General features: G+C 60.6%; 23 protein-coding genes and 2 pseudogenes. 7 read left to right on the forward strand and 18 right to left on the reverse strand.

Annotated features, from left to right (window positions below; genetic code table 11):
* Positions 1–32 precede the first annotated feature (32 nt).
* A complete protein-coding gene (gene serA, locus AB4O25_RS17105; protein ID WP_003176761.1) occupies positions 33–1,262 on the forward strand; it encodes a phosphoglycerate dehydrogenase in 1,230 nt (409 codons plus the stop codon).
* Positions 1,263–1,331: 69 nt separating this feature from the next.
* On the opposite strand, the gene AB4O25_RS17110 is transcribed toward serA, so the two are convergent.
* Positions 1,332–1,772: a DUF4399 domain-containing protein gene (locus AB4O25_RS17110; protein ID WP_017530913.1), complete on the reverse strand. Its 441-nt coding sequence runs from the start codon at positions 1,770–1,772 to the stop codon at positions 1,332–1,334.
* 134 nt (positions 1,773–1,906) lie between these two features.
* On the opposite strand from AB4O25_RS17110, the gene AB4O25_RS17115 reads away from it, so the two are divergent.
* Entirely contained in the window at positions 1,907–2,401 is a 495-nt protein-coding gene (locus AB4O25_RS17115) for a transporter substrate-binding domain-containing protein (RefSeq protein ID WP_017530912.1), read from the forward strand.
* A gap of 32 nt (positions 2,402–2,433) precedes the next feature.
* Here the strand turns inward: AB4O25_RS17115 and AB4O25_RS17120 are convergent, their stop codons facing one another.
* A complete protein-coding gene (locus AB4O25_RS17120; protein WP_017530911.1) occupies positions 2,434–2,919 on the reverse strand; it encodes a 2-thiouracil desulfurase family protein in 486 nt (161 codons plus the stop codon).
* Between the two features lies 1 nt (position 2,920).
* The gene (locus AB4O25_RS17125) at positions 2,921–3,553 is read right to left on the reverse strand and encodes a 2OG-Fe(II) oxygenase (protein WP_065879394.1); all 633 of its coding nucleotides are present in this window, start codon (positions 3,551–3,553) and stop codon (positions 2,921–2,923) included.
* A gap of 131 nt (positions 3,554–3,684) precedes the next feature.
* On the opposite strand from AB4O25_RS17125, the gene AB4O25_RS17130 reads away from it, so the two are divergent.
* Positions 3,685–4,437, forward strand: coding sequence for a DUF2059 domain-containing protein (locus AB4O25_RS17130; RefSeq protein ID WP_017530909.1), 753 nt, complete (start codon positions 3,685–3,687; stop codon positions 4,435–4,437).
* A gap of 105 nt (positions 4,438–4,542) precedes the next feature.
* Here the strand turns inward: AB4O25_RS17130 and bipL are convergent, their stop codons facing one another.
* On the reverse strand, positions 4,543–5,484 hold the full coding sequence (bipL, locus tag AB4O25_RS17135; protein WP_460150979.1) for a phospholipase BipL: 942 nt from the start codon (positions 5,482–5,484) through the stop codon (positions 4,543–4,545).
* A gap of 99 nt (positions 5,485–5,583) precedes the next feature.
* Here bipL and AB4O25_RS17140 point away from each other — a divergent pair, with 99 nt between their 5' ends.
* Both AB4O25_RS17140 and AB4O25_RS17145 read left to right on the forward strand, forming a co-directional pair.
* A complete protein-coding gene (locus tag AB4O25_RS17140) occupies positions 5,584–6,159 on the forward strand; it encodes a DUF6436 domain-containing protein (protein ID WP_017530907.1) in 576 nt (191 codons plus the stop codon).
* Between the two features lie 27 nt (positions 6,160–6,186).
* The gene (locus AB4O25_RS17145) at positions 6,187–8,541 is read left to right on the forward strand and encodes a penicillin acylase family protein (RefSeq protein ID WP_460149813.1); all 2,355 of its coding nucleotides are present in this window, start codon (positions 6,187–6,189) and stop codon (positions 8,539–8,541) included.
* 59 nt (positions 8,542–8,600) lie between these two features.
* On the opposite strand, the gene AB4O25_RS17150 is transcribed toward AB4O25_RS17145, so the two are convergent.
* The 8 genes and pseudogenes from AB4O25_RS17150 to AB4O25_RS17185 form a co-directional block, all read right to left on the reverse strand.
* Entirely contained in the window at positions 8,601–9,485 is an 885-nt protein-coding gene (locus AB4O25_RS17150) for an ABC transporter permease subunit (RefSeq protein ID WP_017530905.1), read from the reverse strand.
* Positions 9,482–10,402, reverse strand: coding sequence for an ABC transporter permease subunit (locus tag AB4O25_RS17155; protein ID WP_017530904.1), 921 nt, complete (start codon positions 10,400–10,402; stop codon positions 9,482–9,484). Before AB4O25_RS17155 ends, AB4O25_RS17150 begins: the two co-directional genes overlap by 4 nt.
* The gene (locus tag AB4O25_RS17160; protein WP_003195240.1) at positions 10,399–11,541 is read right to left on the reverse strand and encodes an ABC transporter ATP-binding protein; all 1,143 of its coding nucleotides are present in this window, start codon (positions 11,539–11,541) and stop codon (positions 10,399–10,401) included. The genes AB4O25_RS17155 and AB4O25_RS17160 overlap by 4 nt, the downstream gene beginning before the upstream one ends.
* Positions 11,542–11,607: 66 nt before the next feature.
* The gene (locus AB4O25_RS17165; RefSeq protein ID WP_017530903.1) at positions 11,608–12,702 is read right to left on the reverse strand and encodes a polyamine ABC transporter substrate-binding protein; all 1,095 of its coding nucleotides are present in this window, start codon (positions 12,700–12,702) and stop codon (positions 11,608–11,610) included.
* Positions 12,703–12,849: 147 nt separating this feature from the next.
* Positions 12,850–13,945 (reverse strand): annotated as a pseudogene (locus AB4O25_RS17170) (polyamine ABC transporter substrate-binding protein).
* A 182-nt stretch (positions 13,946–14,127) separates the two neighbouring features.
* A pseudogene (locus AB4O25_RS17175) lies at positions 14,128–15,493 on the reverse strand (aspartate aminotransferase family protein).
* Positions 15,494–15,549: 56 nt separating this feature from the next.
* On the reverse strand, positions 15,550–16,908 hold the full coding sequence (locus tag AB4O25_RS17180) for a glutamine synthetase family protein (protein WP_017530900.1): 1,359 nt from the start codon (positions 16,906–16,908) through the stop codon (positions 15,550–15,552).
* A 79-nt stretch (positions 16,909–16,987) separates the two neighbouring features.
* Positions 16,988–17,227 (reverse strand): hypothetical protein, encoded by a 240-nt coding sequence (locus AB4O25_RS17185; RefSeq protein WP_068932016.1) that lies wholly within the window; start codon positions 17,225–17,227, stop codon positions 16,988–16,990.
* 278 nt (positions 17,228–17,505) lie between these two features.
* On the opposite strand from AB4O25_RS17185, the gene AB4O25_RS17190 reads away from it, so the two are divergent.
* Both AB4O25_RS17190 and AB4O25_RS17195 read left to right on the forward strand, forming a co-directional pair.
* On the forward strand, positions 17,506–18,882 hold the full coding sequence (locus AB4O25_RS17190; protein WP_003176781.1) for a glutamine synthetase family protein: 1,377 nt from the start codon (positions 17,506–17,508) through the stop codon (positions 18,880–18,882).
* Positions 18,883–19,128: 246 nt separating this feature from the next.
* On the forward strand, positions 19,129–19,704 hold the full coding sequence (locus AB4O25_RS17195) for a TetR/AcrR family transcriptional regulator (RefSeq protein WP_460150981.1): 576 nt from the start codon (positions 19,129–19,131) through the stop codon (positions 19,702–19,704).
* A gap of 128 nt (positions 19,705–19,832) precedes the next feature.
* On the opposite strand, the gene AB4O25_RS17200 is transcribed toward AB4O25_RS17195, so the two are convergent.
* The 6 genes from AB4O25_RS17200 to ssuE form a co-directional block, all read right to left on the reverse strand.
* Entirely contained in the window at positions 19,833–20,048 is a 216-nt protein-coding gene (locus AB4O25_RS17200) for a TOBE domain-containing protein (protein WP_003176783.1), read from the reverse strand.
* 28 nt (positions 20,049–20,076) lie between these two features.
* On the reverse strand, positions 20,077–20,883 hold the full coding sequence (ssuB, locus tag AB4O25_RS17205; protein WP_017530898.1) for an aliphatic sulfonates ABC transporter ATP-binding protein: 807 nt from the start codon (positions 20,881–20,883) through the stop codon (positions 20,077–20,079).
* Positions 20,880–21,668 carry an aliphatic sulfonate ABC transporter permease SsuC gene (ssuC, locus tag AB4O25_RS17210; protein WP_017530897.1) on the reverse strand — a complete coding sequence of 263 codons (789 nt, stop codon included), beginning with the start codon at positions 21,666–21,668 and terminating at the stop codon, positions 20,880–20,882. Before ssuC ends, ssuB begins: the two co-directional genes overlap by 4 nt.
* 9 nt (positions 21,669–21,677) lie before the next feature.
* Positions 21,678–22,826, reverse strand: a complete 1,149-nt coding sequence (gene ssuD / locus AB4O25_RS17215) for an FMNH2-dependent alkanesulfonate monooxygenase (protein WP_017530896.1) — start codon at positions 22,824–22,826, stop codon at positions 21,678–21,680.
* A 25-nt stretch (positions 22,827–22,851) separates the two neighbouring features.
* The gene (locus AB4O25_RS17220; protein ID WP_068933698.1) at positions 22,852–23,820 is read right to left on the reverse strand and encodes a sulfonate ABC transporter substrate-binding protein; all 969 of its coding nucleotides are present in this window, start codon (positions 23,818–23,820) and stop codon (positions 22,852–22,854) included.
* A 93-nt stretch (positions 23,821–23,913) separates the two neighbouring features.
* Positions 23,914–24,507, reverse strand: a complete 594-nt coding sequence (ssuE, locus tag AB4O25_RS17225) for an NADPH-dependent FMN reductase (RefSeq protein WP_065879293.1) — start codon at positions 24,505–24,507, stop codon at positions 23,914–23,916.
* Between the last annotated feature and the right edge of the window lie 210 nt (positions 24,508–24,717).

Consider the following 24,717-nt stretch of genomic DNA (forward strand, 5'->3'; position numbering starts at 1 on the left):
GCCAATTTTCTCCGGGATACAGGTTTACGCAGATGAGCAAGACTTCTCTCGATAAGAGCAAGATCAAGTTCCTTCTTCTGGAAGGCGTCCACCCATCGGCTGTCGACGTTCTGAAAGCCGCCGGGTACACCAGCATTGAGTACATCACCAGTTCTCTGCCGGAAGCCCAGCTCAAGGAAAAGATCGCCGACGCGCACTTCATCGGCATTCGCTCCCGCACTCAGCTGACCGAAGAGATCTTCGATCACGCCAAGAAACTCGTGGCAGTGGGCTGTTTCTGCATCGGCACCAACCAGGTCGACCTCAACGCAGCACGCGAGCGCGGCATCGCGGTGTTCAACGCACCGTATTCCAATACCCGTTCCGTTGCGGAGCTGGTGCTGGCCGAGGCCATCCTGTTGCTGCGCGGTATTCCCGAGAAGAACGCTTCCTGCCACCGTGGCGGCTGGATCAAAAGCGCGGCCAACTCCTTCGAAATCCGCGGCAAGAAGCTGGGTATCGTCGGTTACGGCTCGATCGGCACTCAGTTGTCGGTACTGGCTGAAGGCCTTGGCATGCAGGTGTTCTTCTACGACACCCTGACCAAGCTGCCATTGGGCAACGCCACGCAAGTGTCGAGCCTGACCGAGCTGCTGGGCATGTCCGACATCGTGACCCTGCACGTTCCGGAAACCGCTGAGACCCAGTGGATGATTGGTGAGAAGGAAATCCGCGCGATCAAGAAAGGCGGCATTCTGATCAACGCTGCACGCGGCACCGTGGTCGAGCTGGACGCCCTGGCCGATGCGATCAAGGACAAGCACCTGATCGGCGCCGCCATCGATGTGTTCCCGGTGGAGCCGCGCTCCAACGACGACATCTTCGAAAGCCCGCTGCGTGGCCTGGACAACGTGATCCTGACCCCGCACATCGGCGGCTCCACCGCTGAAGCCCAGGCCAACATTGGTCTGGAAGTCTCGGAAAAGCTGGTCAAGTACAGCGACAACGGTACCTCGGTATCGTCCGTGAATTTCCCGGAAGTGGCATTGCCGGCTCACCCTGGCAAGCACCGCCTGTTGCACATCCACCAGAACATTCCTGGCGTGATGATGGAGATCAACAAGGTCTTCGCGGAAAACGGCATCAACATCTCCGGTCAGTTCCTGCAGACCAACGAGAAGGTCGGCTACGTGGTAATCGACGTAGACGCCGAATACTCGGACCTGGCGCAAGAGAAGCTGCAGCACATCAACGGCACTATCCGTAGCCGCGTGTTGTTCTAACGCTTTAAAAGCGCGGCACAAAAAATGGGAGACCCGCAGGGGCCTCCCATTTTTTTGTCCGAATAACGCTTACTTGACGGTCACCGTGATGACTTTGGAGGCGACCGTGGGCTCGAATTGGCGATGCACGTTGTCCCCGGCCACCAATTGCAGCGTGTGCTTACCGGGGGTCAAGGTCAGTTCGGTTTCGGTTTGGGCCTTGCCGAAGTGAATGGAGGTCGCATCGGCTGGAATAGCCTCGTCCGCCTTGAGCGATTGCACGTCCCGGTCAACTAGCAGGTGATGGTGACCAGCCCCTGGCACTTGTTTGTCGATCGGCTCCAGGTCCAGGCCTTTTACCCCGAATTTGACGGTGAACGTCTTGTCGACAGTGGCACCGTCTTTGGGCGATACGATAAACACCTCAGCCCCCTTCGGCGCAGGGGTATGCGGAACATCGGCGGCGTTGGCCAACAGCGAGGCCCCCAGCAGCAGGCTGCCAACGGTTGCACGGGTCAAAAAGGCTTTCATTCGCTTCTCCAGTTTTTCTGTGAAATCTGTAGGGTTATGACAACTTCGCGACAAATTGCTGTCCAAGGCACTCACCACCATAGCAAAGCGATGCGGAACGGCGCCTCGCACATTCGAATTCTTTAGGAGTGACCATGCGCGTTTCGCCTGGCCTGTTACTGTTGCTTCCCCTGCTGAGCCCCCTGGCTCATGCCGAACTGATCGACGACGTCAATGATCGGGGTGAGCTGCGCATCGTCCTTGAAGCCAACACCCCGCCCTACAACTTCAAGGAAGGCGACAAGCTCACCGGCTTTGAAGTGGAGCTGGGTGAACAGTTGGCCAAGGAAATGGACGTACGCTCCTCGTTTATCACCACCGATGAGGCCGACCTGCTTGCCGGTGTAGAAAGCGGCAAATACGACGTGGCCATCAACCATATCGCTAAGACTGCCGAGCTAGAGAATCAGTTCGATTTCAGCGAGGCTTATCACGAGAAACCCGAGCTGGCGATCCCGTTCCAGAAGGGCAACCCGGCGTTCAAGAGCAGCTTGGACGGCGCGTTGAAGCGGGTAAAGGATGATGGCCGGCTGAAGGCGCTGGCGCAGAAGTGGCTTGAAGGAACAACACCGGTGGATAAGTCTGAGTAGATCCTAAAGTGGTGGGGGGCTTGCCCTCCCACTTACTCAAGACTTGAGAGATGCACCGCCGCCGCCGGCAACTCCAGCTCACTGAACACCTGTACACCGTGGCGCTTGAGCAGCGCCGCCGTGACGCCTTCGCCAGTGACCTTCACGCCGCTGAAGGTGCCGTCATAGGTCAGCAGGTTGCCGCAGGACGGGCTGTTGGCCTTGAGGATGGCGATACGGATGCCGTGCCGTTGCACCAATGCCAATGCCTGCCGGGCCCCGTCGAGGAAGGCGGCGCTGAAATCTTCGCCCTCGGCGGTCAGCACCTGGGCCCGACCGTCCCACACATCGATGCCCTGCCCACCGGGGATCTCGGCAGGAGGCCTGGGCGTCGGCAAACCGCCTGCCACTTCCGGGCAGATCGCAATCACGCGCCCTTCGGCTTGCCACACGGCCAGTTGATCGAACGGCCCACTGGCGCCGCCGTCGTAGCGCACTTTGTGTCCGAGCAAGCAGCGGCTGACCAGGATCTTTTGCATGTCAAAAGGGCTCATTGCCGCGCCGGCGAAACCAGCCGGTGAGGGACAGGCGTTCGCGCGTGGCAGGCATGACTTCGTGGGGCACTTCGCCCGACAGGAACACCACCAGGCATCCGCCGCTGGGCACCACGTCGTATTCGACGCCGTCCTTGAGGTACATGCGCAACTGGCCGCCGTGTTCCGGCAACCAGGCATCATTCAAGTAGATCACCGCCGAGACCATGCGCCGGTCATCGTCGCGAAAACGATCCAGGTGCTTGAGGTAAAACGCCCCCGGCGGGTACATCGCGAAATGGCTTTCGAAATCTTCCAGGCCGAGGAACAGACCCCGGTTCATCGCCAGACGCAGGCTGTCCATCACCGCCATGTAGCGGTCGCAGACGGCGGCGTCGCCCGCCTCCAGCCACTGGATGTGGTCGCCGCGAATACCTTCGCGAATCTCCTGGGCCGGCCCACGCCCCACCGCTGCCGGCGCCAACTCACCTTCGACCGCACGTTTACGGCACTCAGCCGCCAGTTCCAGGGTCAGAGCCTGGGGCAGGAAGCCGTTCTGCTGCGACCAACCTTTTTCGGCCAGGTCGTCGACGATGCGTTGCAGCAGGGGATGATCAAGGGGCATTTGCATGGCGCGCATAGTATCCATACGTCTTCAAATCCGACAGCGCCGTCGAGCGTCTGAATACACTTTAGTCAGGTGACTGATAGGACTTCTCGACAAATCCTACGCCCGACACGGACAATAGTGGCCGACTGACAGGAGTCCATATGCGTCGTTTGTTTTTTTCCTTGCTGATGTTCTGCGTTTTGCCCGCCTGGGCAGACGGCCATGACCAGTTGTACAAGGTCGCCGGCTGGGCCGAACAACGTGCGCATTTCAATGACGCCCTCAGTGCGGCCCAGCAGCGCTACCGCAATAGCCTGCCGCCGGCGGTGTATCAGGCGTTGGTGGACAACAGCAACAAGCGCTTTGCCGCCCAGGCCATGGACCAACGCGCCGAGGCGCAGTTGCGCAAAAACCTGGCGGACCCAAAGCCTGCGCTGGCGTTCTTCCAATCGCCATTGGGCCGCAAGATTGTCGCCGCCGAGTTGCTCGCCACCCGCCGCGACCAACTGGCAAAAAACGCTCAGGGCCTGCCGAAGATCGAAGCCGACGCGACCCGCAGCCTGATCATCGGCCACCTGGCCCAGGCATTGCCTGCCCGTGAAGCCGGGGCCGAAGTGAGCCTGGCGATTGCCGGCGTGGCCGCAGACAGCCTGAGCCAGATGATCCCCGGCCTACTGGGCGGCGGCCAGGCACAAGGCATGTTGAATGGGCAGCGCGAACGCTTGATGCAGCAGATTGGCAACGACCTGAACAACACGTTGCTGTACGTCTATCGAGACTTGTCTGACCCCGAACTGGAAGAATTCGCGACGTTTGCGGAGTCGCCGGAAGGTAAGGCGTATTACCAGGCGGCGTTGGCCGCCATTCGTGCAGGTCTTGCGGTTGGCCAAAGCACCTCAAGCCTGACGCAGTAATAAAAATGTGGGAGGGGGCTTGCTCCCGATAGCGGTGGATCAGCAAAAAATGTTTGCCTGACACACTGCTATCGGGAGCAAGCCCCCTCCCACATTTGGACTGTGTTACTTCAATTGATCCGTGAGAAAGCTGAAATATTCATCGCGAATCTCGGGAATCTCGTTCGCCAAATGGTGCCGACCGCGCTTGAGCATCAACACCTGCGGCTGATCAAACTTACCCCGCAGCACCTGCAAATTGTGCTGCCAGTCCACCGTCATATCTTCCTCGCCCTGCACGATTATCGGCCGCCGTGGGCTGCGCGGCGCGGCTTCGATGCGCTTGATCCAGCGCAACAGCGCACCCACCCAGGCGGTGGGCAGTTGGCGCGGTTGCAGCGGGTCGGCTTCCAAAAACGGCTTGAATTCAGGATCGTTGGTGTTCTCGCTGAATCGCCGGGCGATACCGTTGACGAACGGCCGCAGCAGGTAATAACTCAGCTGGGACCAGCCCCAGGCACGCGGACGCACCAGCGGCGACAGCAGGAAGGTCTTGCCCTGCGCCGGGCTGTCGGCGCCGTGGTGGAGCAAATGATCCACCACCACCGCGCCGCCAGTACTCTGCCCGAACAGGTGCCAGGGCTGCGGCAGGTGCAGCGCCTCGGCCTGGGCGAACAGCGCCTGCACCACGTTCTGGTACACCGCGAAGTCATCGATGCTGGCCCGTGCGCCGCTGGACAAACCATGGCCCGGCAGGTCGCAGGCAATCACCACAAAGCCTTGGTCCAGCGCCCAGTCCACTACGTGGCGGTATAGGCCCATATGGTCGTAGAAGCCGTGGAACATGAACATCGTCGCCACCGGAGCGGGTGGCCACCACACCTGCGCCACCACCGCGAACCCGTCAACCTTCAAGCGCCCCAGGCGGCTCACGGCCGGCACTTTGCGCGCGGCCAGGTCCAAGCCGTAGAAACGCTGATACACCCGCGCCTCGGCGCTGAGCGGCTGCGCATCCACCAGGGGTCGCAAGCTGTCGCGCAGATGATCGGGGTCAAAGGTGACGGGCATAAAGGCTTCCAGACTGACGGCGAAGATGAATATCGAGCTGCGATATTCATCTGTCAGGGCAAGCATGGCAAGCTACGCGACCTTCGAGGATAGATCTGAATGCGACCGCCCTACCGTAACGCCCTGTTCGCCAGCCTGGTCCTGATCCTCTGCGCCGGCGTGCTATGGGCGGCATATAACTGGTTCCAGGGCCGCTACCTGCGTGCGTTCAGCGAGCACACGGCGGTGTTTTCCGGTGACCCCTTGAAACTGCCCGCCGACCTCGCCGGGCCAGGCCCGATTCGCCTGGTGCACTTCTGGGACCCGGCCTGCCCATGCAATGTCGGCAACCAGCAGCACCTGGGCGAACTGATCGAGCAGTACGCGCCCCAGGGCGTTGAGTTCTATGCCCTGCAAAAGCCCGGCAGCCACGGCCAACTGCCCGATAACCTGCGCACCATGAAAACCCTCACAACCCTGCCCGGCGCCGATCAAGTGCCCGCCAGCCCCGCCGTGGGCATCTGGGATCGCAGCGGCAAGCTTGCGTATTTCGGGCCCTACAGCGAAGGGCTGACGTGCAATTCGAGCAACAGCTTCATCGAGCCGATCCTCAAAGCCCTTGGAACGGGGCGCGACGTGAATGCCACGCACACCCTGGCGGTGGGCTGCTATTGTTCGTGGCCTGAAGCTCGTTAGTCACTCCACTCTCTGTAAGGAAAGTCCATGAAGCGCGTCTTGCGGGTTCTCGCGGTGCTGCTGGTGCTGATCACCCTCGGTGCCGGCTGGTACGTGTACAGCAAGCAACCCACCCGCCAGGGCACGGTTTCGCTGGCCAACCTGCGAGGCTCGGTCACGGTGCGCTACGACGACCGTGGCGTGCCGCACATCCGCGCCGAGAACGAGGCCGACCTGTATCGCGCGCTGGGCTACGTGCACGCCCAGGACCGGTTGTTCCAGATGGAGATCATGCGGCGCCTGGCCCGTGGCGAACTGGCCGAGGTGCTGGGGCCCAAGCTGCTGGAAACCGACAAGCTGTTTCGCAGCCTGCGCATTCGTGAACGCGCCTTGAGCTACGTGGAACACATGGACCATGAGTCCCCCGCATGGGAAGCCCTGCAAGCCTACCTGGACGGCATAAACCAGTATCAGGACAGCCACGCCAGCCCCATGGAGTTCGACGTGCTGGGCATTCCCAAACGCCGGTTCACCGCCGAAGACACCATCAGCGTCGCCGGCTACCTGGCCTACAGTTTTGCCGCCGCGTTTCGTACCGAGCCATTGCTGACTTACGTCCGCGACCAGTTGGGCAGCGAGTACCTGAACGTCTTCGACCTGGGCTGGCAACCCAAGGGCGCGCTGAACCTGGCTGCCGGTGACTGGCAAACCCTGGGCGCGATAGCCGCCCTGAGCGACCAGGCCCTGGCCGACAATGGCTTGCCGCAGTTCGAAGGCAGCAATGCCTGGGCCATCAGCGGCAGCCGCACCAACAGCGGCAAACCCTTGCTGGCGGGCGACCCGCATATTCGCTTTTCAGTGCCGTCGGTATGGTACGAAGCGCAGCTGTCGGCGCCGGGCTTCGAGCTGTATGGCTATCACAACGCGCTGGTGCCGGTGGCGTTCCTGGGGCACAACCTGGACTTCGGCTGGAGCCTGACCATGTTCCAGAACGACGACCTTGACCTGATCGCCGAAAAGGTCAACCCGGCCAACCCCAATCAGGTCTGGTACCACGACCAGTGGGTAGACATGACCAGCAGCGCGCAACAGATCGCGGTGAAGGGCCAGGCCCCGGTCACCCTCACGCTGCGTCAGTCGCCCCATGGGCCGATCATCAATGACGTACTCGGCGAGAACGCCGGCAACACGCCAATCGCGATGTGGTGGGCATTCCTCGACACCCAGAACCCGATCCTCGAAGGTTTCTACCAGCTCAACCGCGCCGATACCCTGGCCAAGGCCCGGGCCGCAGCGGCCAAGGTCTCTGCGCCGGGGCTGAATATTGTGTGGGCCAATGCCAAGGGCGATATCGGCTGGTGGGCCGCGGCGCAACTGCCGATCCGCCCGGCCGGTGCCAACCCTGGGTTTATCCTCGACGGCAGCACCGCCCAGGCCGACAAGCTGGGCTTTTACCCCTTCAGCGCCAACCCCCAGGAAGAAAACCCGGCGCGCGGCTATGTGGTTTCGGCCAATGCCCAACCGGTATCGCCCAGCGGCATGGAGATCCCCGGCTACTACAACCTGGCCGACCGGGGCCAGCAGTTGAACGCGCAGTTGAGCGATAAAAGCGTGAAGTGGGATGTAAACAACAGCCAAGCCTTGCAACTGGGCACCACGACCGCCTTCGGCCCGCGCTTGCTGGCGCCGCTGTTGCCGGTGTTGCGCGAGGTGGTCAAGGACCCGTCGCAACTCAAGCTGGTGGAACAACTGGCCGCCTGGAAAGGCGATTACCCGCTGGACTCCATCAGCGCCACGCTGTTCAACCAGTTCCTGTTCAACCTGGCGGATGCGGCCTTCCACCCAAAACTGGGCGATAACCTGTTCAAGACCTTGCTCGGCACCCGGGCAATCGACGCCGCCTTACCGCGCCTGGCCGCCGACCCGAGTTCGCCCTGGTGGGACGGCAAACGCGCCGACGCCGTCAAGCTCGCCTGGGACAACAGCCTCGCGCACCTCAAGGCCACCTTCGGCGACGACCCCGCCCAATGGCAATGGGGCAAGGCGCACCCCCTTACCCATGGCCACCCACTGGGTTCACAAAAGCCCTTGGACCTGATCGTCAATGTCGGCCCCTTCCCGGCCCCCGGCAGCCACGAGGTGCCAAACAACCAATCGGCCGCGATCGGCCCCGCACCGTGGCCGGTGACCTACGGCCCCTCGACCCGCCGCCTGATCGACTTCGCCGACGCGGCCCATGCGCTGACCATCAACCCAGTGGGACAAAGCGGTGTACCGTTTGATCGCCACTACAGCGACCAGGCCGAAACCTACATCGAAGGCGGTTACGAACAGGCGCATTTCACCGAAGAGGAAATCACGGCGAATACTCGGGGCACGCTGAAACTGCTGCCAGTTCGATAACGGATCAACACTGTGGGAGGGGGCAAGCCTGCTCCCACAGTTTGCGCCTGCTCCGTCAGTTAGACCGGCGCTGGCGCCCGACGCTTGTCCGGCTGCTGCCAGCCATCGGCAGCGGCTTCTTCAATCGCCTGCTGGATCGCCTTCTTGCGGTGTTCCTCGGCACGACGGCTGAAGAACCACACCAGGAAGGTCACCAGCGACACCGCCAACAGAATCAGGCTGGCCACCGCGTTGATCTCGGGTTTAACCCCAAGCCGCACGGCCGAAAACACTTCCATCGGCAAGGTAGTGGAGCCCGGGCCGGACACGAAGCTGGCCAGTACCAGGTCATCCAGGGACAACGCAAACGACATCATGCCGCCGGCGGCCAGCGACGGCGCGATCATCGGGATAGTGATCAGGAAGAACACCTTCCACGGCCGCGCGCCCAGGTCCATCGCCGCTTCTTCGATCGACAGGTCCAGCTCACGCAAACGCGCCGACACCACCACCGCCACATACGCCGCACAGAACGTGGTGTGGGCGATCCAGATGGTGACGATGCCACGCTCCTGGGGCCAGCCGATCAGTTGCGCCATGGCCACGAACAGCAGCAACAGCGACAGACCGGTGATCACTTCGGGCATCACCAACGGCGCGGTCACCAGGCCGCCGAACAACGTGCGGCCCTTGAACTGGCTGATGCGCGTGAGCACGAACGCCGCCAATGTACCCAGTGCCACCGCGGCCACCGCCGTGTAGCAGGCGATCTCCAGGGAGCGCGCCACCGAGCCCATCAGTTGGGTGTTGTCCAGCAGGCCCACGTACCACTTGATCGACCAACCGCCCCACACCGTCACCAGTTTGGATTCGTTGAACGAGTAGATCACCAGGATCAGCATCGGCAGGTAGATAAACAACAACCCCGCCACCAGCATGAAGCTTGAGAAACTGACGCGCTTCATATCTTGCCCTCCATCTCTTTGGCTTGGCTGCGGTTAAACAGGATGATCGGCACGATCAGGATCGCCAGCATCACCACCGCCAGGGCAGACGCCACCGGCCAGTCACGGTTGTTGAAGAACTCTTGCCACAGCACTTTACCGATCATCAGGGTTTCCGGGCCGCCGAGCAGTTCAGGGATCACGAACTCGCCCACCACCGGGATAAACACCAGCATGCAACCGGCGATGATGCCGTTCTTGGACAGCGGCACGGTGATCTTCCAGAAGCTGTTGAACGTGCTCGAACCCAGGTCCGATGCAGCTTCAAGCAGGCTCTGGTCGTGCTTCACCAGGTTGGCGTACAGCGGCAGGATCATGAACGGCAGGTATGAATAAACCACGCCGATATACACCGCGATGTTGGTGTTGAGGATCTGCAGCGGCTCGTTGATCAGCCCCATGGACATCAGGAAACCATTGAGCAAACCGTTGTTGCTGAGGATGCCCATCCACGCATACACGCGGATCAAAATGGCGGTCCAGGTCGGCATCATGATCAGCAGCACCAGCACGGTCTGCATTTCTTTGCGCGCGGTAGCAATGGCGTAGGCCATCGGATAGCCGATCAGCAGGCACAGCAGCGTGCTGAAAAAGGCCATCTTCAGCGAGCCCAGGTAGGCGGAGATATACAGCTCATCCCCCGCCAGTAACTGGTAGTTGGCCAGGTTCAGCACCACCTGCAGTTTTTGCTCAACGTAGGTGTAGATCTCGGTATACGGCGGGATCGCCACGTCGGCTTCGGCAAAGCTGATTTTCAGGACAATGAAAAACGGCAAGGCGAAAAACAGGAACAGCCACAGGAACGGAATCCCGATGACCACCTGCTTGCCGCTGGGGACGATGCGGTGCAAGCGCCGCTTGAGCTTCTTCATGTTCATGAGCGCAGTACCACGCCGCTGTCGTCTTCCCACCACACGTAGACCTGGTCACCCCAGGTCGGCCGCTGGCCACGGCGTTCGGCGTTAGCGACGAAGGACTGCACCAGCTTGCCGCTCGGCAGCTCTACGTAGAACACCGAGTGGCCGCCCAGGTAGGCGATGTCGTGCACCTTGCCGCTGGACCAGTTGTGTTCGCAGGTCGGCATTTCGGTGGTGACCAGCAGCTTTTCCGGGCGAATGGCGTAGGTCACCGACTTGTCTTCCACCGAGGTGGCGATGCCGTAGCCCACGTAGATGTCGCGGTCCAGGTCCGGGCACTTGAGCACCGCGTGGCCTTCGGCGTCGTCGACCACCTGGGTGTCGAAAATGTTGACGTTGCCGATGAACTCGCACACCAGGCGGCTGGTGGGGGTTTCGTAGATATCGATGGGGCTGCCGATCTGCGCGATCCAGCCCAGGTGCATGATCGCGATGCGTTCGGCCATGGTCATGGCCTCTTCCTGGTCGTGGGTCACCATCACGCAGGTCACGCCGACGCGCTCGATGATTTCGACAAGCTCAAGCTGCATCTGCGAACGCAGCTTCTTGTCCAGTGCGCCCATCGGCTCATCGAGCAGCAGCAGCTTCGGGCGTTTGGCCAGGGAGCGCGCCAGGGCAACCCGCTGGCGCTGGCCACCGGACAACTGGTGCGGCTTGCGCTTGGCGTACTGGCTCATCTGCACCAGCTTGAGCATCTCGGCCACGCGGGCGTCGACCTCGGCCTTGGGGATCTTGTCCTGTTGCAGGCCGAAGGCAATGTTCTGCGCCACGGTCATGTGCGGGAACAGGGCGTAGGACTGGAACATCATGTTGATCGGCCGCTCGTAGGGCGGCATGTCGGTGATGTCCACACCGTCGAGGTAGATGCGGCCTTCGGTCGGGCGCTCGAAGCCTGCGAGCATGCGCAGCAAGGTGGACTTGCCCGAACCCGAACCGCCGAGCAAGGCGAAGATCTCGCCTTTCTTGATTTCCAGGGACACATCGTCCACGGCAATCGTCTCGTCGAACTTCTTCGTGACCCGGTCGATTTTGACCAGCACCTTCTTCGGTGTCTGGTCGCCCTCGAGGGCTTTCTTATAGGCGCCGGAGGCAACTGCCATTTACGAAACTCCCAAAAAAAACTGTGCAGCCGGCCCAATGCGGGCCAGCCTTGGATAGTTTGAGCCTTACTTGCCCGTCTTGACCTTGGTCCAGCTACGGGTCATTAAACGCTGCACGTTCGGGGGTAGCTCGAAGTTGACGAATGTCCGCTCGAGAACCGCCTGCGGTGGGTAAACCGCTTCGTCGGTGCGTATCGATTGCTCCATCAGCTTGTCCGCCCCAGGGTTAGGGTTGGCGTAACCGACGTAATCACTGACCTGGGCGATCACCTCAGGTTGCAGCAAATAGTTGATGAAGGCGTGGGCCTCTTTGACGTTGGCGGCATCCTTGGGGATCGCCAACACGTCAAACCACAGGTTGCCGCCTTCTTTGGGAATCGCGTAGGCGATGTTCACGCCTTTGCCCGCCTCGGCCGCACGGGCCTTGGCCTGGAACACATCGCCGGAGAACCCGGCGGCCACGCAGATGTTGCCGTTGGCCAGGTCCGAGATGTATTTGGATGAGTGGAAGTAGGTCACGTAGGGCCGCACTTTCAGCAGCTTTTCCTCGGCCTTTTTGTAGTCCGCCGGGTTGGTGCTGTTCGGGTCCAGGCCCATGTAGTTGAGTACAGCCGGCAGCATTTCATCCGCCGAGTCCATGAAGGACACGCCGCAGGTGGCCAGCTTCTTCATGTTTTCCGGTTCGAACAACACGGCCCAGGAATCGATCTTGTCGACACCCAGCACTTGCTTCACTTTGTCGACGTTGTAGCCGATGCCATTGGTGCCCCACAGGTACGGCACCGCGTACTGGTTGCCCGGGTCGTTCTTTTCCAGGCGCTTGAGCAGTGCCGGGTCGAGGTTGGCGTAGTTCGTGAGCAATGACTTGTCGAGTTTCTGGAACGCCCCGGCCTTGATCTGCTTGCCGAGGAAGTGGTTGGACGGCACCACCACGTCGTAGCCGGTACGCCCGGCCAGCAGCTTGCCTTCCAGGGTTTCGTTGGAATCAAACACGTCATACACGGGCTTGATACCGGTGGCCTTTTCGAAGTTGGCCAGGGTGTCGGTACCGATGTAGTCCGACCAGTTATAAATATGCACCGTCGGTGCGGCCTGCACGCTCAACGCCAGCGTGATACCCGCGCCCACCAGCATGGCTTGGCGAAATAAAGAAATTGGCACGTGGAGGTCCTCTTAAATAGTTGGGCCCAAAGTTGTTGCCCGGCAACAAAACCGGCGCGCAACTTACCCTCGATAAACCGATCCGGCAAAACTTTCTGTCATTTTATGTGTGGAAGGGAGCAAGCCCCCTTCCACAGGTAGCACGGCTTATTTACCGGATTTGATCTTGGTCCAGCTGCGTGTCATTTCACGCTGGGTCGCAGCCGGCAAGTCAGCAATCGCGTAGAGCTTGGCCTGGACATCGGCTGGTGGGTAGATGCCCGGGTCGCTGGTGATGTCTTTGTCGACCAGTGCGGTGGCCTTCTCGTTACCGTTCGGGAAACGCACGCTGTTGGTGATGGAGGCCATCACTTCAGGCTTGAGCAGGTAGTTGAGGAACGTGTAGGCGGCGTCGACGTTTTCGGCATCTTTAGGGATGGCGACCATGTCGAAGAAGCTACCGGCGCCTTCCTTCGGAATGTCATAGGCAACCTTGACCTTGCCACCGGCTTCAGCCGCGCGGGACTTGGCCTGCTGGATGTCGCCCGAGTAACCCACGGCCACGCAGATGTTGCCGTTGGCCAGGTCCGAGATGTACTTGGAGGAGTGGAAGTAGCCGATCGAAGGACGGATTTTCAGGAACAGGTCTTCAGCCTGCTTCAGATCGGCCTTCTTCTGAGTGTCGGTCGGCAGGCCCAGGTAGTGCAGCGCCACCGGCAGCATTTCGGTCGGCGAATCGAGGAAGCTCACGCCGCAGCTTTTCAGCTTGGCGATGTTTTCAGGCTTCATCAGCACATCCCAGGAGTCGATCTTGTCCACGCCCAGCGCGGCCTTGACCTTCTCCGGGTTGTAGCCGATGCCGATCGAACCCCACATGTACGGGAAGGCATGCTTGTTATCCGGGTCGCTGACCGACACGGCTTTAAGCGAGGGATGTGTTCAGGTTGCTGTAGTTGGACAGCTTGGACTTGTCCAGCTCCTGGTAAACACCGGCCTTGATCTGCTTGGCGAGGAAGTTGTTCGACGGTACGACGATGTCGTAGCCGGACTTGCCTGCCAGCAACTTGGCTTCGAGGGTCTCGTTGCTGTCGAAGACGTCGTACACCACTTTAATGCCCGACTCTTTTTCAAAGTTGGCGATGGTGTCCGGTGCGATGTAGTCGGACCAGTTGTAGACGTGCAGCACTTTATCGGCTGCCTGGGCGCCGCCCGCCATTGCGCCCATCAGGGACAAGGCGAGGAGGGTCTTGCCGGCGTTCTTCAAACCTAATGCCTTCATTTGGTGATGCTCCAATTTTTCTTTTTTGGGCCACGTTTTTTTATGTTCAGCGGCCCTTCCAGAGGGCAACAAAACAGGGCGACAGTCTGGCAAGTTCAGGGGCCGGCTTTCAACCAGAGCCCCCAACATTTGTAACTGCTCAATGCACCGCGCACTGAGCCTAGCACTTAGCCCTGCAACGCCGCCAAAGTCAGGTCCAGGCACGTACGCGCCTTGGTCACCAGCTCATCGATTTCGGCCTTGCTGATCACCAGCGGCGGCGAAATGATCATGGTGTCACCCACGGCGCGCATGATCAGGCCGTTGTTGAAGCAGAAAGTGCGGCAAATCATGCCCGCGCCCTTGCCTTCATAACGCTTGCGGGTGGCCTTGTCTTGAACCAGCTCGATTGCACCGAGCATGCCCACGCCGCGAACTTCGCCCACCAACGGGTGATCCGCCAATTCCCTCAAACGCTTTTGCAAATACGGTGCCGTTTCATCGTGAACGCGGCTGACGATTTTTTCATCGCGCATGATGCGGATGTTTTCCATGGCCACCGCCGCCGCCACCGGGTGGCCGGAGTAGGTGAAGCCGTGGTTGAAATCACCGCCTTCATTGAGCACGGCGACCACGTCGTCGCGCACGATCAGGCCGCCCATGGGGATGTAACCCGAGGTAAGGCCCTTGGCGATGGTCATCATGTGTGGCGTGAGGTCGTAGAAATCGCTCCCGAACCACTCACCGGTACGGCCGAACCCGCAGATGACTTCGTCGGCAATGAACAGGATGTCGTACTTGGCGAGGATTTCCTTGATGCGCGGCCAGTAAGTGGCGGGCGGCACGATGACGCCACCGGCGCCCTGGATCGGCTCGGCAATAAAGGCACCGACGTTGTCCACGCCCAACTCCAGGATTTTTTCTTCCAACTGGTTGGCGGCCCAGGTCCCGAACTCGTCGGGGCTCATGTCGCCGCCTTCGCCAAACCAGTACGGCTGGGCGATGTGGGTGATGCCCGGGATCGGCAAGTCGCCCTGTTCATGCATATACGTCATGCCGCCCAGGCTGGCGCCGGCCACGGTGGAGCCGTGGTAGCCATTCTTGCGGCTGATGATGGTTTTCTTGTTCGGTTGGCCTTTGATCGCCCAGTAATGGCGAACCATGCGCAACATGGTGTCGTTGCCTTCGGAGCCGGAACCGGTGAAGAACACGTGGTTCATGCCGGCGGGCGCGATATCGGAAATGGCTTTGGCCAGTTCCAGCACGGGCGGGTGAGCGGTCTGGAAGAACAGGTTGTAATACGGCAGTTCTTTCATTTGCTTGGCGGCGGCGTCGGCGAGTTCATCGCGACCGTAACCGATTGCCACGCACCACAGGCCGGCCATGCCGTCGAGGATCTTGTTGCCTTCGCTGTCCCACAAGTAGCACGCCGTGGGCTTTGGTGATGATCCGTGGGCCTTTCTCTTTCAATTGCTTGAAGTCGCTGAACGGCGCCAGATGGTGATCGTTGCTCAAGGCTTGCCATTCACGGGTTTGCGGGTTGTTGCTGGACATACCAATCTCCTCAAATTTCGGTGAGGGCGCACGGCGCGAGCCGCACGCCCGGCGCATCAGACGGCGAAGAGCAGGAATTCCCGCTCCCACGAACTGATGACGCGCTTGAAGTTTTCGTGCTCGGCCCGCTTGACCGCGACGTAGCCTGTGATGAATTTCTGACCCAGGTATTTCTCGATGGTCTTGCTGTTTTCCATGCGTTCCAGGGCGTCTTCGATGGTCAACGGCAGGCGCAGGTTGCGCCGCTCGTAACCACGCCCAACCACCGGCGCGCTCGGGTTATGGCCTTCGACCATGCCGATGTAGCCGCACAGCAGGCTGGCGGCAATCGCCAGGTACGGGTTGGCGTCGGCGCCCGGCAGGCGGTTCTCGACACGGCGGTTCTGCGGGCCGGCATCCGGTACGCGCAGGCCGACGGTGCGGTTTTCTTCGCCCCATTCCACGTTCACCGGCGCCGAGGTATCGGGCAGGAAGCGGCGGAACGAGTTCACATTAGGGGCAAACAGCGGCAGCAATTCAGGGATGAATTTCTGCAGGCCGCCAATGTGGTTGAGAAACAGCTGGCTCATGCTTCCGTCTTCATTGGAGAAGACGTTCTTGCCCGTGGCGATGTCGATGATGCTCTGGTGCAGGTGCATCGCGCTGCCGGGCTCGCCGGTCATCGGCTTGGCCATGAAGGTGGCGGCCACGTCGTGCTTGAGGGCGGCTTCACGCATGGTGCGCTTGAACACCAGGATCTGATCGGCCAGCGACAGCGCGTCGCCGTGACGGAAGTTGATTTCCATCTGCGCGGTGCCGTCTTCGTGGATCAGGGTGTCGAGGTCCAGCTCCTGCAGTTCGCACCAGTCGTAGACGTCTTCGAAGAGCGGGTCGAATTCGTTGGCGGCTTCAATAGAGAAGGACTGGCGACCCGTCTCCGGGCGCCCGGAACGGCCGATCGGCGGTTGCAGCGGGAAGTCCGGGTCTTCGCAGCGCTTGGTCAGGTAGAACTCCATCTCCGGCGCCACGATGGGCTGCCAACCTTTGTCGGCGTAGAGCTTGAGGACTTTCTTGAGCACGTTGCGCGGCGACAGCTCGATCGGGTTGCCTTGCTTGTCGTAGGTATCGTGGATCACCTGGGCGGTCGGCTCGATGGCCCAGGGCACCAGGAACACCGCGTTCTGGTCGGGGCGGCAGATCATGTCGATGTCGGCCGGGTCGAGCAGTTCGTAATAGATGTCGTCTTCGACATAGTCGCCGGTCACGGTCTGCAACAGCACGCTCTCGGGCAGGCGCATGCCCTTTTCGGCGATGAATTTGTTGGTCGGCGAGATCTTGCCCCGGGTGATGCCGGTGAGGTCGCCAATCATGCATTCGACTTCTGTGATCTTGTGGTCTTTCAACCAATCGGTGAGCTGGTCGAGGTTGTTACTCATAAATGCCTCTGGGCTGGGTTTCCTGGCATCCATTAAAGGCCAGGCGTTGGTTGACGCAGCATCCGCGTCGTTTTTTCGTTCAGGGTAGGAGCTTACCTGCCATTTGCTGCAGCGTTGCATTCCTCACGCCAAAGTTGTGCGCAATCTTGATCGGCGCAACGAATGAGGGCCGTTCATCGGCGGTGGCGAGGGCAAGGAAGAGGTCGGACAGGCCGTCAAGAATATTGGCCGGAGCGTGGGTATTCACACGGGATGAATGAACTGCGGACAAAGCCTGGCGCAAGCAGGCAGAGACGCCGAATGGCGGCAGGTGAAACATGAAGCACCCCGGTATTATTGCTGTTATGGGTTTGAATCGAGCTTAGCCTTGTTCATTTTTTTACACAACACCCCCGTAAAAAATACAACACGGCCCGCTCAAGCCCGCGAGTCCCAAGCCCATCAAACCCAAAAAACCGCCCTAAAAAGCCCCAAAAAAGCCTGCGGAGCGCTTTTTTAGGGCAAAAAAGGCCTCGCTTGACTTCGGCATGCCGTTCGGGTTGACTGAAACCAGAAAAGATCAATGATTGATATTTTTAACAACAAAGGTGTTGCATCATGTCGGTACCCCCGCGTGCCGTTCAGCTTAACGAAGCGAACGCGTTCCTTAAGGATCATCCTGAGGTTCTGTACGTAGACCTTCTAATTGCGGATATGAATGGTGTGGTGCGCGGCAAGCGCATCGAACGCACCAGCCTCCACAAGGTTTACGAGAAGGGCATTAACCTGCCTGCCTCTTTATTTGCCCTGGATATCAACGGCTCGACGGTGGAAAGCACCGGCCTGGGCCTGGACATCGGTGATGCTGACCGAATCTGTTATCCAATCCCCGACACCCTGTGCAATGAGCCCTGGCAAAAGCGCCCTACCGCGCAACTGCTGATGACCATGCACGAACTTGAAGGTGAACCTTTCTTCGCCGATCCGCGCGAAGTGCTCCGCCAAGTCGTCAGCAAGTTCGATGACATGGGCCTGACCATCTGCGCTGCCTTCGAGCTTGAGTTCTACCTGATCGACCAGGAGAACGTGAACGGCCGCCCACAACCGCCCCGCTCGCCGATCTCCGGCAAACGCCCGCATTCGACACAGGTTTACCTGATCGACGACCTCGACGAATACGTCGACTGCCTCCAGGACATCCTCGAAGGTGCCAAGGAGCAAGGCATCCCGGCCGACGCCATCGTCAAGGAAAGTGCCCCGGCGCAGTTCGAAGTGAACCTGCACCACGTGGCCGACCCGATCAAGGCCTGCGACTACGCGGTACTGCTCAAGCGCCTGATCAAGAACATCGCCTACGACCATGAGATGGACACCACCTTCATGGCCAAGCCTTACCCAGGCCAGGCAGGCAACGGGCTGCACGTGCATATTTCGATCCTGGACAAGGACGGCAAGAACATCTTCGCCAGCGAGGATCCCGAGCAGAACGCCGCATTGCGTCACGCGATCGGCGGTGTGCTGGAGACCCTACCCGCCCAGATGGCGTTCCTGTGCCCCAACGTCAACTCCTACCGTCGTTTCGGCGCACAGTTCTACGTGCCGAACTCGCCGTGCTGGGGCCTGGACAACCGCACCGTAGCGATTCGCGTACCGACCGGCTCGTCCGACGCGGTACGTATCGAACACCGCGTGGCCGGCGCCGACGCCAACCCTTACCTGCTGATGGCTTCGGTCCTGGCAGGCGTGCACCATGGTCTGACCAACAAGATCGAACCGGGCGCTCCAGTGGAAGGCAACAGCTACGAGCAGAACGAGCAAAGCCTGCCGAACAACCTGCGCGATGCCCTGCGTGAGTTGGACGACAGCGAGGTAATGGCCAAGTACATCGATCCTAAATACATCGATATCTTCGTCGCCTGTAAGGAAAGTGAGCTGGAAGAGTTCGAACACTCCATCTCCGACCTTGAGTACAACTGGTACCTGCATACCGTGTAAGCGGTTGAAGCAGTAAAAGGGAACGCCGCTGACTTTGGTCAGTGGCGTTTTTTTATGGGTTTCTTTTGGGATACCGAGGTGGCCTCATCGGCAGCAAGTCGAATCGTCGCACCGCCCCTCCCACACTTTGATTTGTGAATGCAGTTAAATCTCCCTGCTCATACAATGCCCGCTGCCTTGTAGGAGACTTCCGCGACCACCCGCCCCGCCGCCACTCGCAAACCCCGCGCCCGCAGCCAGGCACGTATCGACGCAATCCTTGATGCCGCCCGCACCTTGCTGGCCGCCGAAGGCGTGGACAGTTTGTCGATCTACAGCGTGGCCGAACGGGCGCAGATTCCGCCGTCGTCGGTGTACCACTTTTTCGCCAACGTGCCGGCGTTACTGGAGGCGTTGACGGCCGATGTGCATGCGGCCTTCCGCGCGGCCATTGAGGCGCCCATCGAACATGACGCGCTCAACACTTGGCGAGACCTGTCCAGTATCGTCGAACAGCGCATGCTGACTATCTATGAACATGACGCCGCCGCCCGCCAGCTGATCCTGGCCCAGCATGGCCTCACCGAAGTCACCCAGGCCGACCGCCAGCACGATCTGGAATTGGGAAATCTGATGCTGACCGTGTTCAACCGCCACTTTGAAGTGCCGAGGTTGCCAGCCGACGTGGATGTGTTCGCCCTGGCGCTGGAACTGAGCGACCGCGTGTATGCGCGCTCGGTGCATCAGCATGGGCAGATTACGCCGCGTATGGCGGAGGAAGGGATGCGGGTGTTTGATGCGTATGTGGGGCTCTACCTGCCAGCCTATTTGCCCAAGCGCTGAGCCTTGCGGTGACCGGTAGGCCTCATCGGGAGCAAGCCCCCTCCCACATTGACCGCGTTTCAACTCTGGAATGCACTCAAATGTGGGAGGGGGCTTGCTCCCGATGACGGCCTCAAGACCGACACCCCTCACAACTTGGCGATCGACACCTCAGTGGACTTCACAAAGGCAATCACCTCACTGCCGATCACCAGTTCCAGCTCTTTGACCGAGCGGGTGGTGATCACCGAAGTGACGATACCGGAGGCGGTCTGCACATCGATTTCCGACAGCACGTCGCCGACTACGATTTCCTTGATGGTGCCTTTGAACTGGTTACGCACGTTGATGGCTTTAATGGTCATGGTGTTCTTCCTTCGTGGGACAAGTGAGTTATTGAGCCCAACGCAATTGCGTAGGCAGCGGTGAAACAGGTTCGGGTTCCGGCGGAGCGCCGGGCAACGACAGCACACGGTTGAGCACTTCGGCCTCCAGCGCCGCCAGGCGATGAGAGCCACGGGCCCGTGGGCGTGGCAGGTCGACGATCAGGTCGAGGCCGATTTCGCCGTCTTCGATCAGGATCACCCGGTCGGCAATCGCCACGGCTTCGCTGACGTCATGGGTTACCAGCAACACGGTGAAGCCGTGCTGGCGCCACAGGTTTTCGATCAGTTGCTGCATCTCGATGCGGGTCAGGGCATCCAGCGCGCCCAGCGGCTCATCGAGCAACAGCAAGCGCGGTTGGTGGATCAGGGCGCGCGCGAGGGCCACGCGTTGCTTCTGGCCACCGGACAATGCTGCCGGCCATTCATTGGCGCGCTCCGCCAGGCCGACCGCGTCCAAGGCTTGCAGCGCTTTGGGGCGCCAGTCGCCCTTGAGGCCCAGGCCCACGTTGTCGATGATTTTTTTCCACGGCAACAAGCGCGCTTCCTGGAACATCAACCGCGTGTCTTCAATTGCTTCGCCGAGCGCTGCGGAACCGGCCAGCAGCTCGCCGCCACTGGCTTTGTCCAAGCCGGCCAGCAGGCGCAGCAAGGTACTTTTGCCGCAACCACTGCGGCCGACCACGGCCACGAACTGGCCTGCCGGAATGTGCAGGTCAATCTCTTTGAGCACGTGCCGTGCGCCAAATGATTTGCGCAATTTGCGCACTGCCAGGGGGATCCCTTTAAGCAGGCGCGGAGGTTGTTGAGCTGTCATGCCGCACCGCCTTTATTCACTTGATACGCCGGGTGCCAGCGCAGCCACACACGTTCCAGGCCACGTGCAGCCAGGTCGGCCAGCTTGCCGAGAATGGCGTACATCACGATGGCCAGCACCACCACGTCGGTTTGCAGGAACTCACGTGCGTTCATCGCCAGGTAGCCGATGCCGGAGCTGGCGGAGATGGTTTCCGCCACAATCAGCGTCAACCACATAAAGCCCAGGGCAAACCGCACGCCCACCAGGATCGACGGCAGGGCGCCCGGCAGGATGACTTGCCAGAACAGGCTGAACCCGGACAAGCCATAGCTGCGCGACATTTCCACCAACGCCGGGTCGACGTTGCGGATGCCGTGGTAGGTGTTGAGGTAAATCGGGAACAACGTACCGAGGGCCACCAAGAAAATCTTTGCGGTCTCGTCGATCCCGAACCACAGGATCACCAGCGGGATCAGCGCCAGGTGCGGCACGTTGCGGATCATCTGCACCGAGCTGTCCAGCAGGCGCTCGCCCCACGTCGACAAGCCAGTGATAAACCCCAGCGCCAGGCCGATGCCGCCACCGATCACAAAGCCCAGGCCCGCGCGCCAGCCGCTGATGGCCAGGTGGGTCCAGATTTCGCCGCTGGCCACAAGATGCACCCCGGCTTCAATCACGGCACTCGGGGCCGGCAGAATGCGCGTCGACAACCAGCCCGCCGACACGGACAACTGCCACACCGCCAGCAATAAAACCGGCAGCGCCCAAGGCGCCACGCGATGGCTCAATTTTTCATAATTCATAACGCCACCTCAGCTCTGTGACGCCGCTTTGGGAAGGATATCGTTGGCGACCATCTCGCCGAACGGGCTCACATAGCCGGCGCTTTTCGGCAGTTCCGGACGCTCGATGTCCAGGTGCGGGAACAGCAGCTCAGCGACCCGATACGACTCTTCCAGGTGTGGATAACCGGAGAAGATAAAGGTGTCGATGCCCAGCGCGGCGTATTCCTTGACCCGCGCCGCAACGGTCGGGCCATCACCCACCAGCGCCGTACCCGCACCGCCACGCACCAGGCCGACGCCGGCCCACAGGTTGGGGCTCACTTCCAGATGGTCGCGGTTGCCGCCGTGCAACGCGGCCATGCGTTGCTGGCCAACCGAATCGAAGCGCGCCAGGGAGGCCTGGGCGCGGGCGATGGTGTCGTCGTCCAGATGGGAGATCAGTTTGTCGGCGGCTTTCCAGGCTTCGTCGGTGGTCTCGCGCACGATCACATGCAGGCGAATGCCAAAGCGCACGGTACGCCCGAGCTTGGCCGCCTTGGCCCGCACTTGTTCGATCTTCTCGGCAACCGCGGCCGGTGGCTCGCCCCAGGTCAGCACCATTTCCACTTGCTCGGCGGCCAGGTCCTGGGCGGCTTCGGAAGAACCGCCAAAGTACAACGGCGGGCGCGGTTGCTGGATCGGTGGGTAAAGCAATTTGGCGCCTTTGACGCTGATGTGTTCGCCATCGTAATCCACGGTTTCGCCCTCCAGCACACGACGCCAGATGCGCGTGAACTCGACCGAAGCCTGGTAGCGCTCTTCGTGGCTGAGGAACAAGCCATCGCCGGCCAACTCGTCCGGATCACCACCGGTGACCAGGTTGAACAACGCGCGGCCACCGGACAAACGATCCAGGGTCGCGGCCTGACGCGCGGCCACCGTTGGGGAAATGATCCCGGGGCGCAGGGCGACCAGAAATTTCAAACGCTGGGTCACCGGGATCAGCGACGCGGCCACCAGCCACGAGTCTTCGCAGGAACGCCCGGTGGGGATCAGCACTCCACCGAAACCCAGGCGGTCAGCGGCCTGGGCCACTTGCTGCAAATAACCGTGGTCGACGGCGCGAGCGCCTTCGGCGGTGCCAAGGTAATGGCCGTCGCCGTGGGTAGGCAGGAACCAGAAAATAGTGAGGCTCATGGAGTTGTCTCCTGAAGAAGTCGGATTACGGCGCTTTGGCCACGGCAGCGGATGGCGTCCAGATCACGTCCTTGATGCTCAAGGGCTTGGGGATCAATTTGAGTTGGTAAAAGCTGTCGGCGATTTTCTGCTGGGCGGCAACCACTTCCGGGGTCAGGAACAGCGCGCCATAGCCCTGGCGCTTCACCGAGGTCAGGGTGATGTCAGCCGGCAGGCCAAGCAGCGGCGCGACTTGTTCGGTGACTTCCTGTGGGTTGGCCTTGGACCATTCGCCCACCGCGCGCACTTCTTCGATCAGCGCCTTGATCACCTGCGGGTGTTGCTCGGCATACGGCTTGGTCGCCAGGTAAAACTGGTGGTTATCGGCGATACCGGTGCCGTCGCGCAGCGTGCGCGCTTGCAGTTGTTTCTCGGCGGCGGCCTGGTACGGGTCCCAGATCACCCAGGCGTCCACGCTGCCACGCTCGAACGCGGCGCGGGCATCGGCGGGCGGCAGGAATACGGTGTGTACGTCGGTGTATTTCAGGCCGGCGTCTTCCAGGGCACGCACCAGCAGGTAGTGCACGTTGGAGCCCTTATTGAGCACGATTTTCTTGCCCTTGAGCTCGGCCACCGATTTGATCGTCGAGTCTTTGGGCACCAGGATCGCTTCGCTGGTCGGTGCCGGTGGCTCGTAGGCCACGTAAAGCAGGTCGGCGCCGGCGGCCTGGGCGAACACCGGCGGGGTTTCGCCGGTAACACCAAAGTCGATGGAGCCGACGTTCAAGCCCTCGAGCAACTGCGGGCCGCCGGGAAACTCCGTCCATTGCACCTGTACGCCTTGGGCAGCCAGGCGTTTTTCCAGGGTGCCCTTGGCTTTGAGCAGCACCAACGTGCCGTATTTCTGATAACCGATCCGCAAGGTCTCGGCAGCTTGGGCTTGAACAATGGCGCCGAAGGACACAGCCGCAGCAAACAGTGCGACCAGACCACGACGCAAGATGACAGTGCGCATGGCGCTCTCTCCAATTATGCGATGAGGGTTTTGGCTGCACCTGCTTGGCCGTTGGCGGCTGAGTAAGGTGAGTGTTTCTTAAATCGGTAAGGCTCAGATGCTCCAGCGAGCAGTCAACAAACGCTCATTGAGCACATGTGGGTCCAGCGGTTTCGGGCGGCGGGCCATGGCGCTGTAGAGGGTTTCCAGCGCTTCGTGCAAACGCTGCTCCAGCACCGGCACCAATTGCGCCTGCACGCTGCCTTCGCCATAGGCGATCTGGCTGTCCTCGGCAAAAATACCGTGGAGCAACTCCTGGGCTTTGAGGGCCGACAACACCGGCTTCAAGGCGTAGTCCACCGCCAGCATGTGGGCGATGCTGCCGCCTGTAGCCATCGGCAACACGACCTTGTGGGCCAGGGCGCGTTCGGGCAGCAGGTCGAGCAGGGTTTTCAGCGCGCCGGAGAACGAGGCCTTGTACACCGGCGTGGCGATTACCAGGCCATCGGCGTTAGCCACCTGCTGCAACAGATCGATAACCCTGGGGCTGTCGAAGCGCGCATGCAGCAAGTCTTCGGCCGGGAAGTCCCGTACCTGGTAACTCACCACCTCAACACCTTTGCCTTGCAACCATTGACGGGTTTTTTCCAGCAAGACCCCGGAGCGGGAACGCTGGCTGGGGCTGCCTCCGAGTGTGACGACCAACATGCGGGAATTCCTTGAGCAAGTGCCGGCGGTTCGCTGGGTGGGCGATGGCGCCAATATGTGACAGACCTTATCAGCAGATTTATATATCTATAAATCTTATTTTTTCATTTGTTTATTCTTAAAATGCATATGACACTCATCAATTGCCAGGCGAAAAAAAGGCCGTCGAAACGGCCTGAAAACCCCTGCAATGTGAGTGTTGAAATGTGG

It is taken from the genome of Pseudomonas sp. S3_A03, from assembly GCF_054668275.1.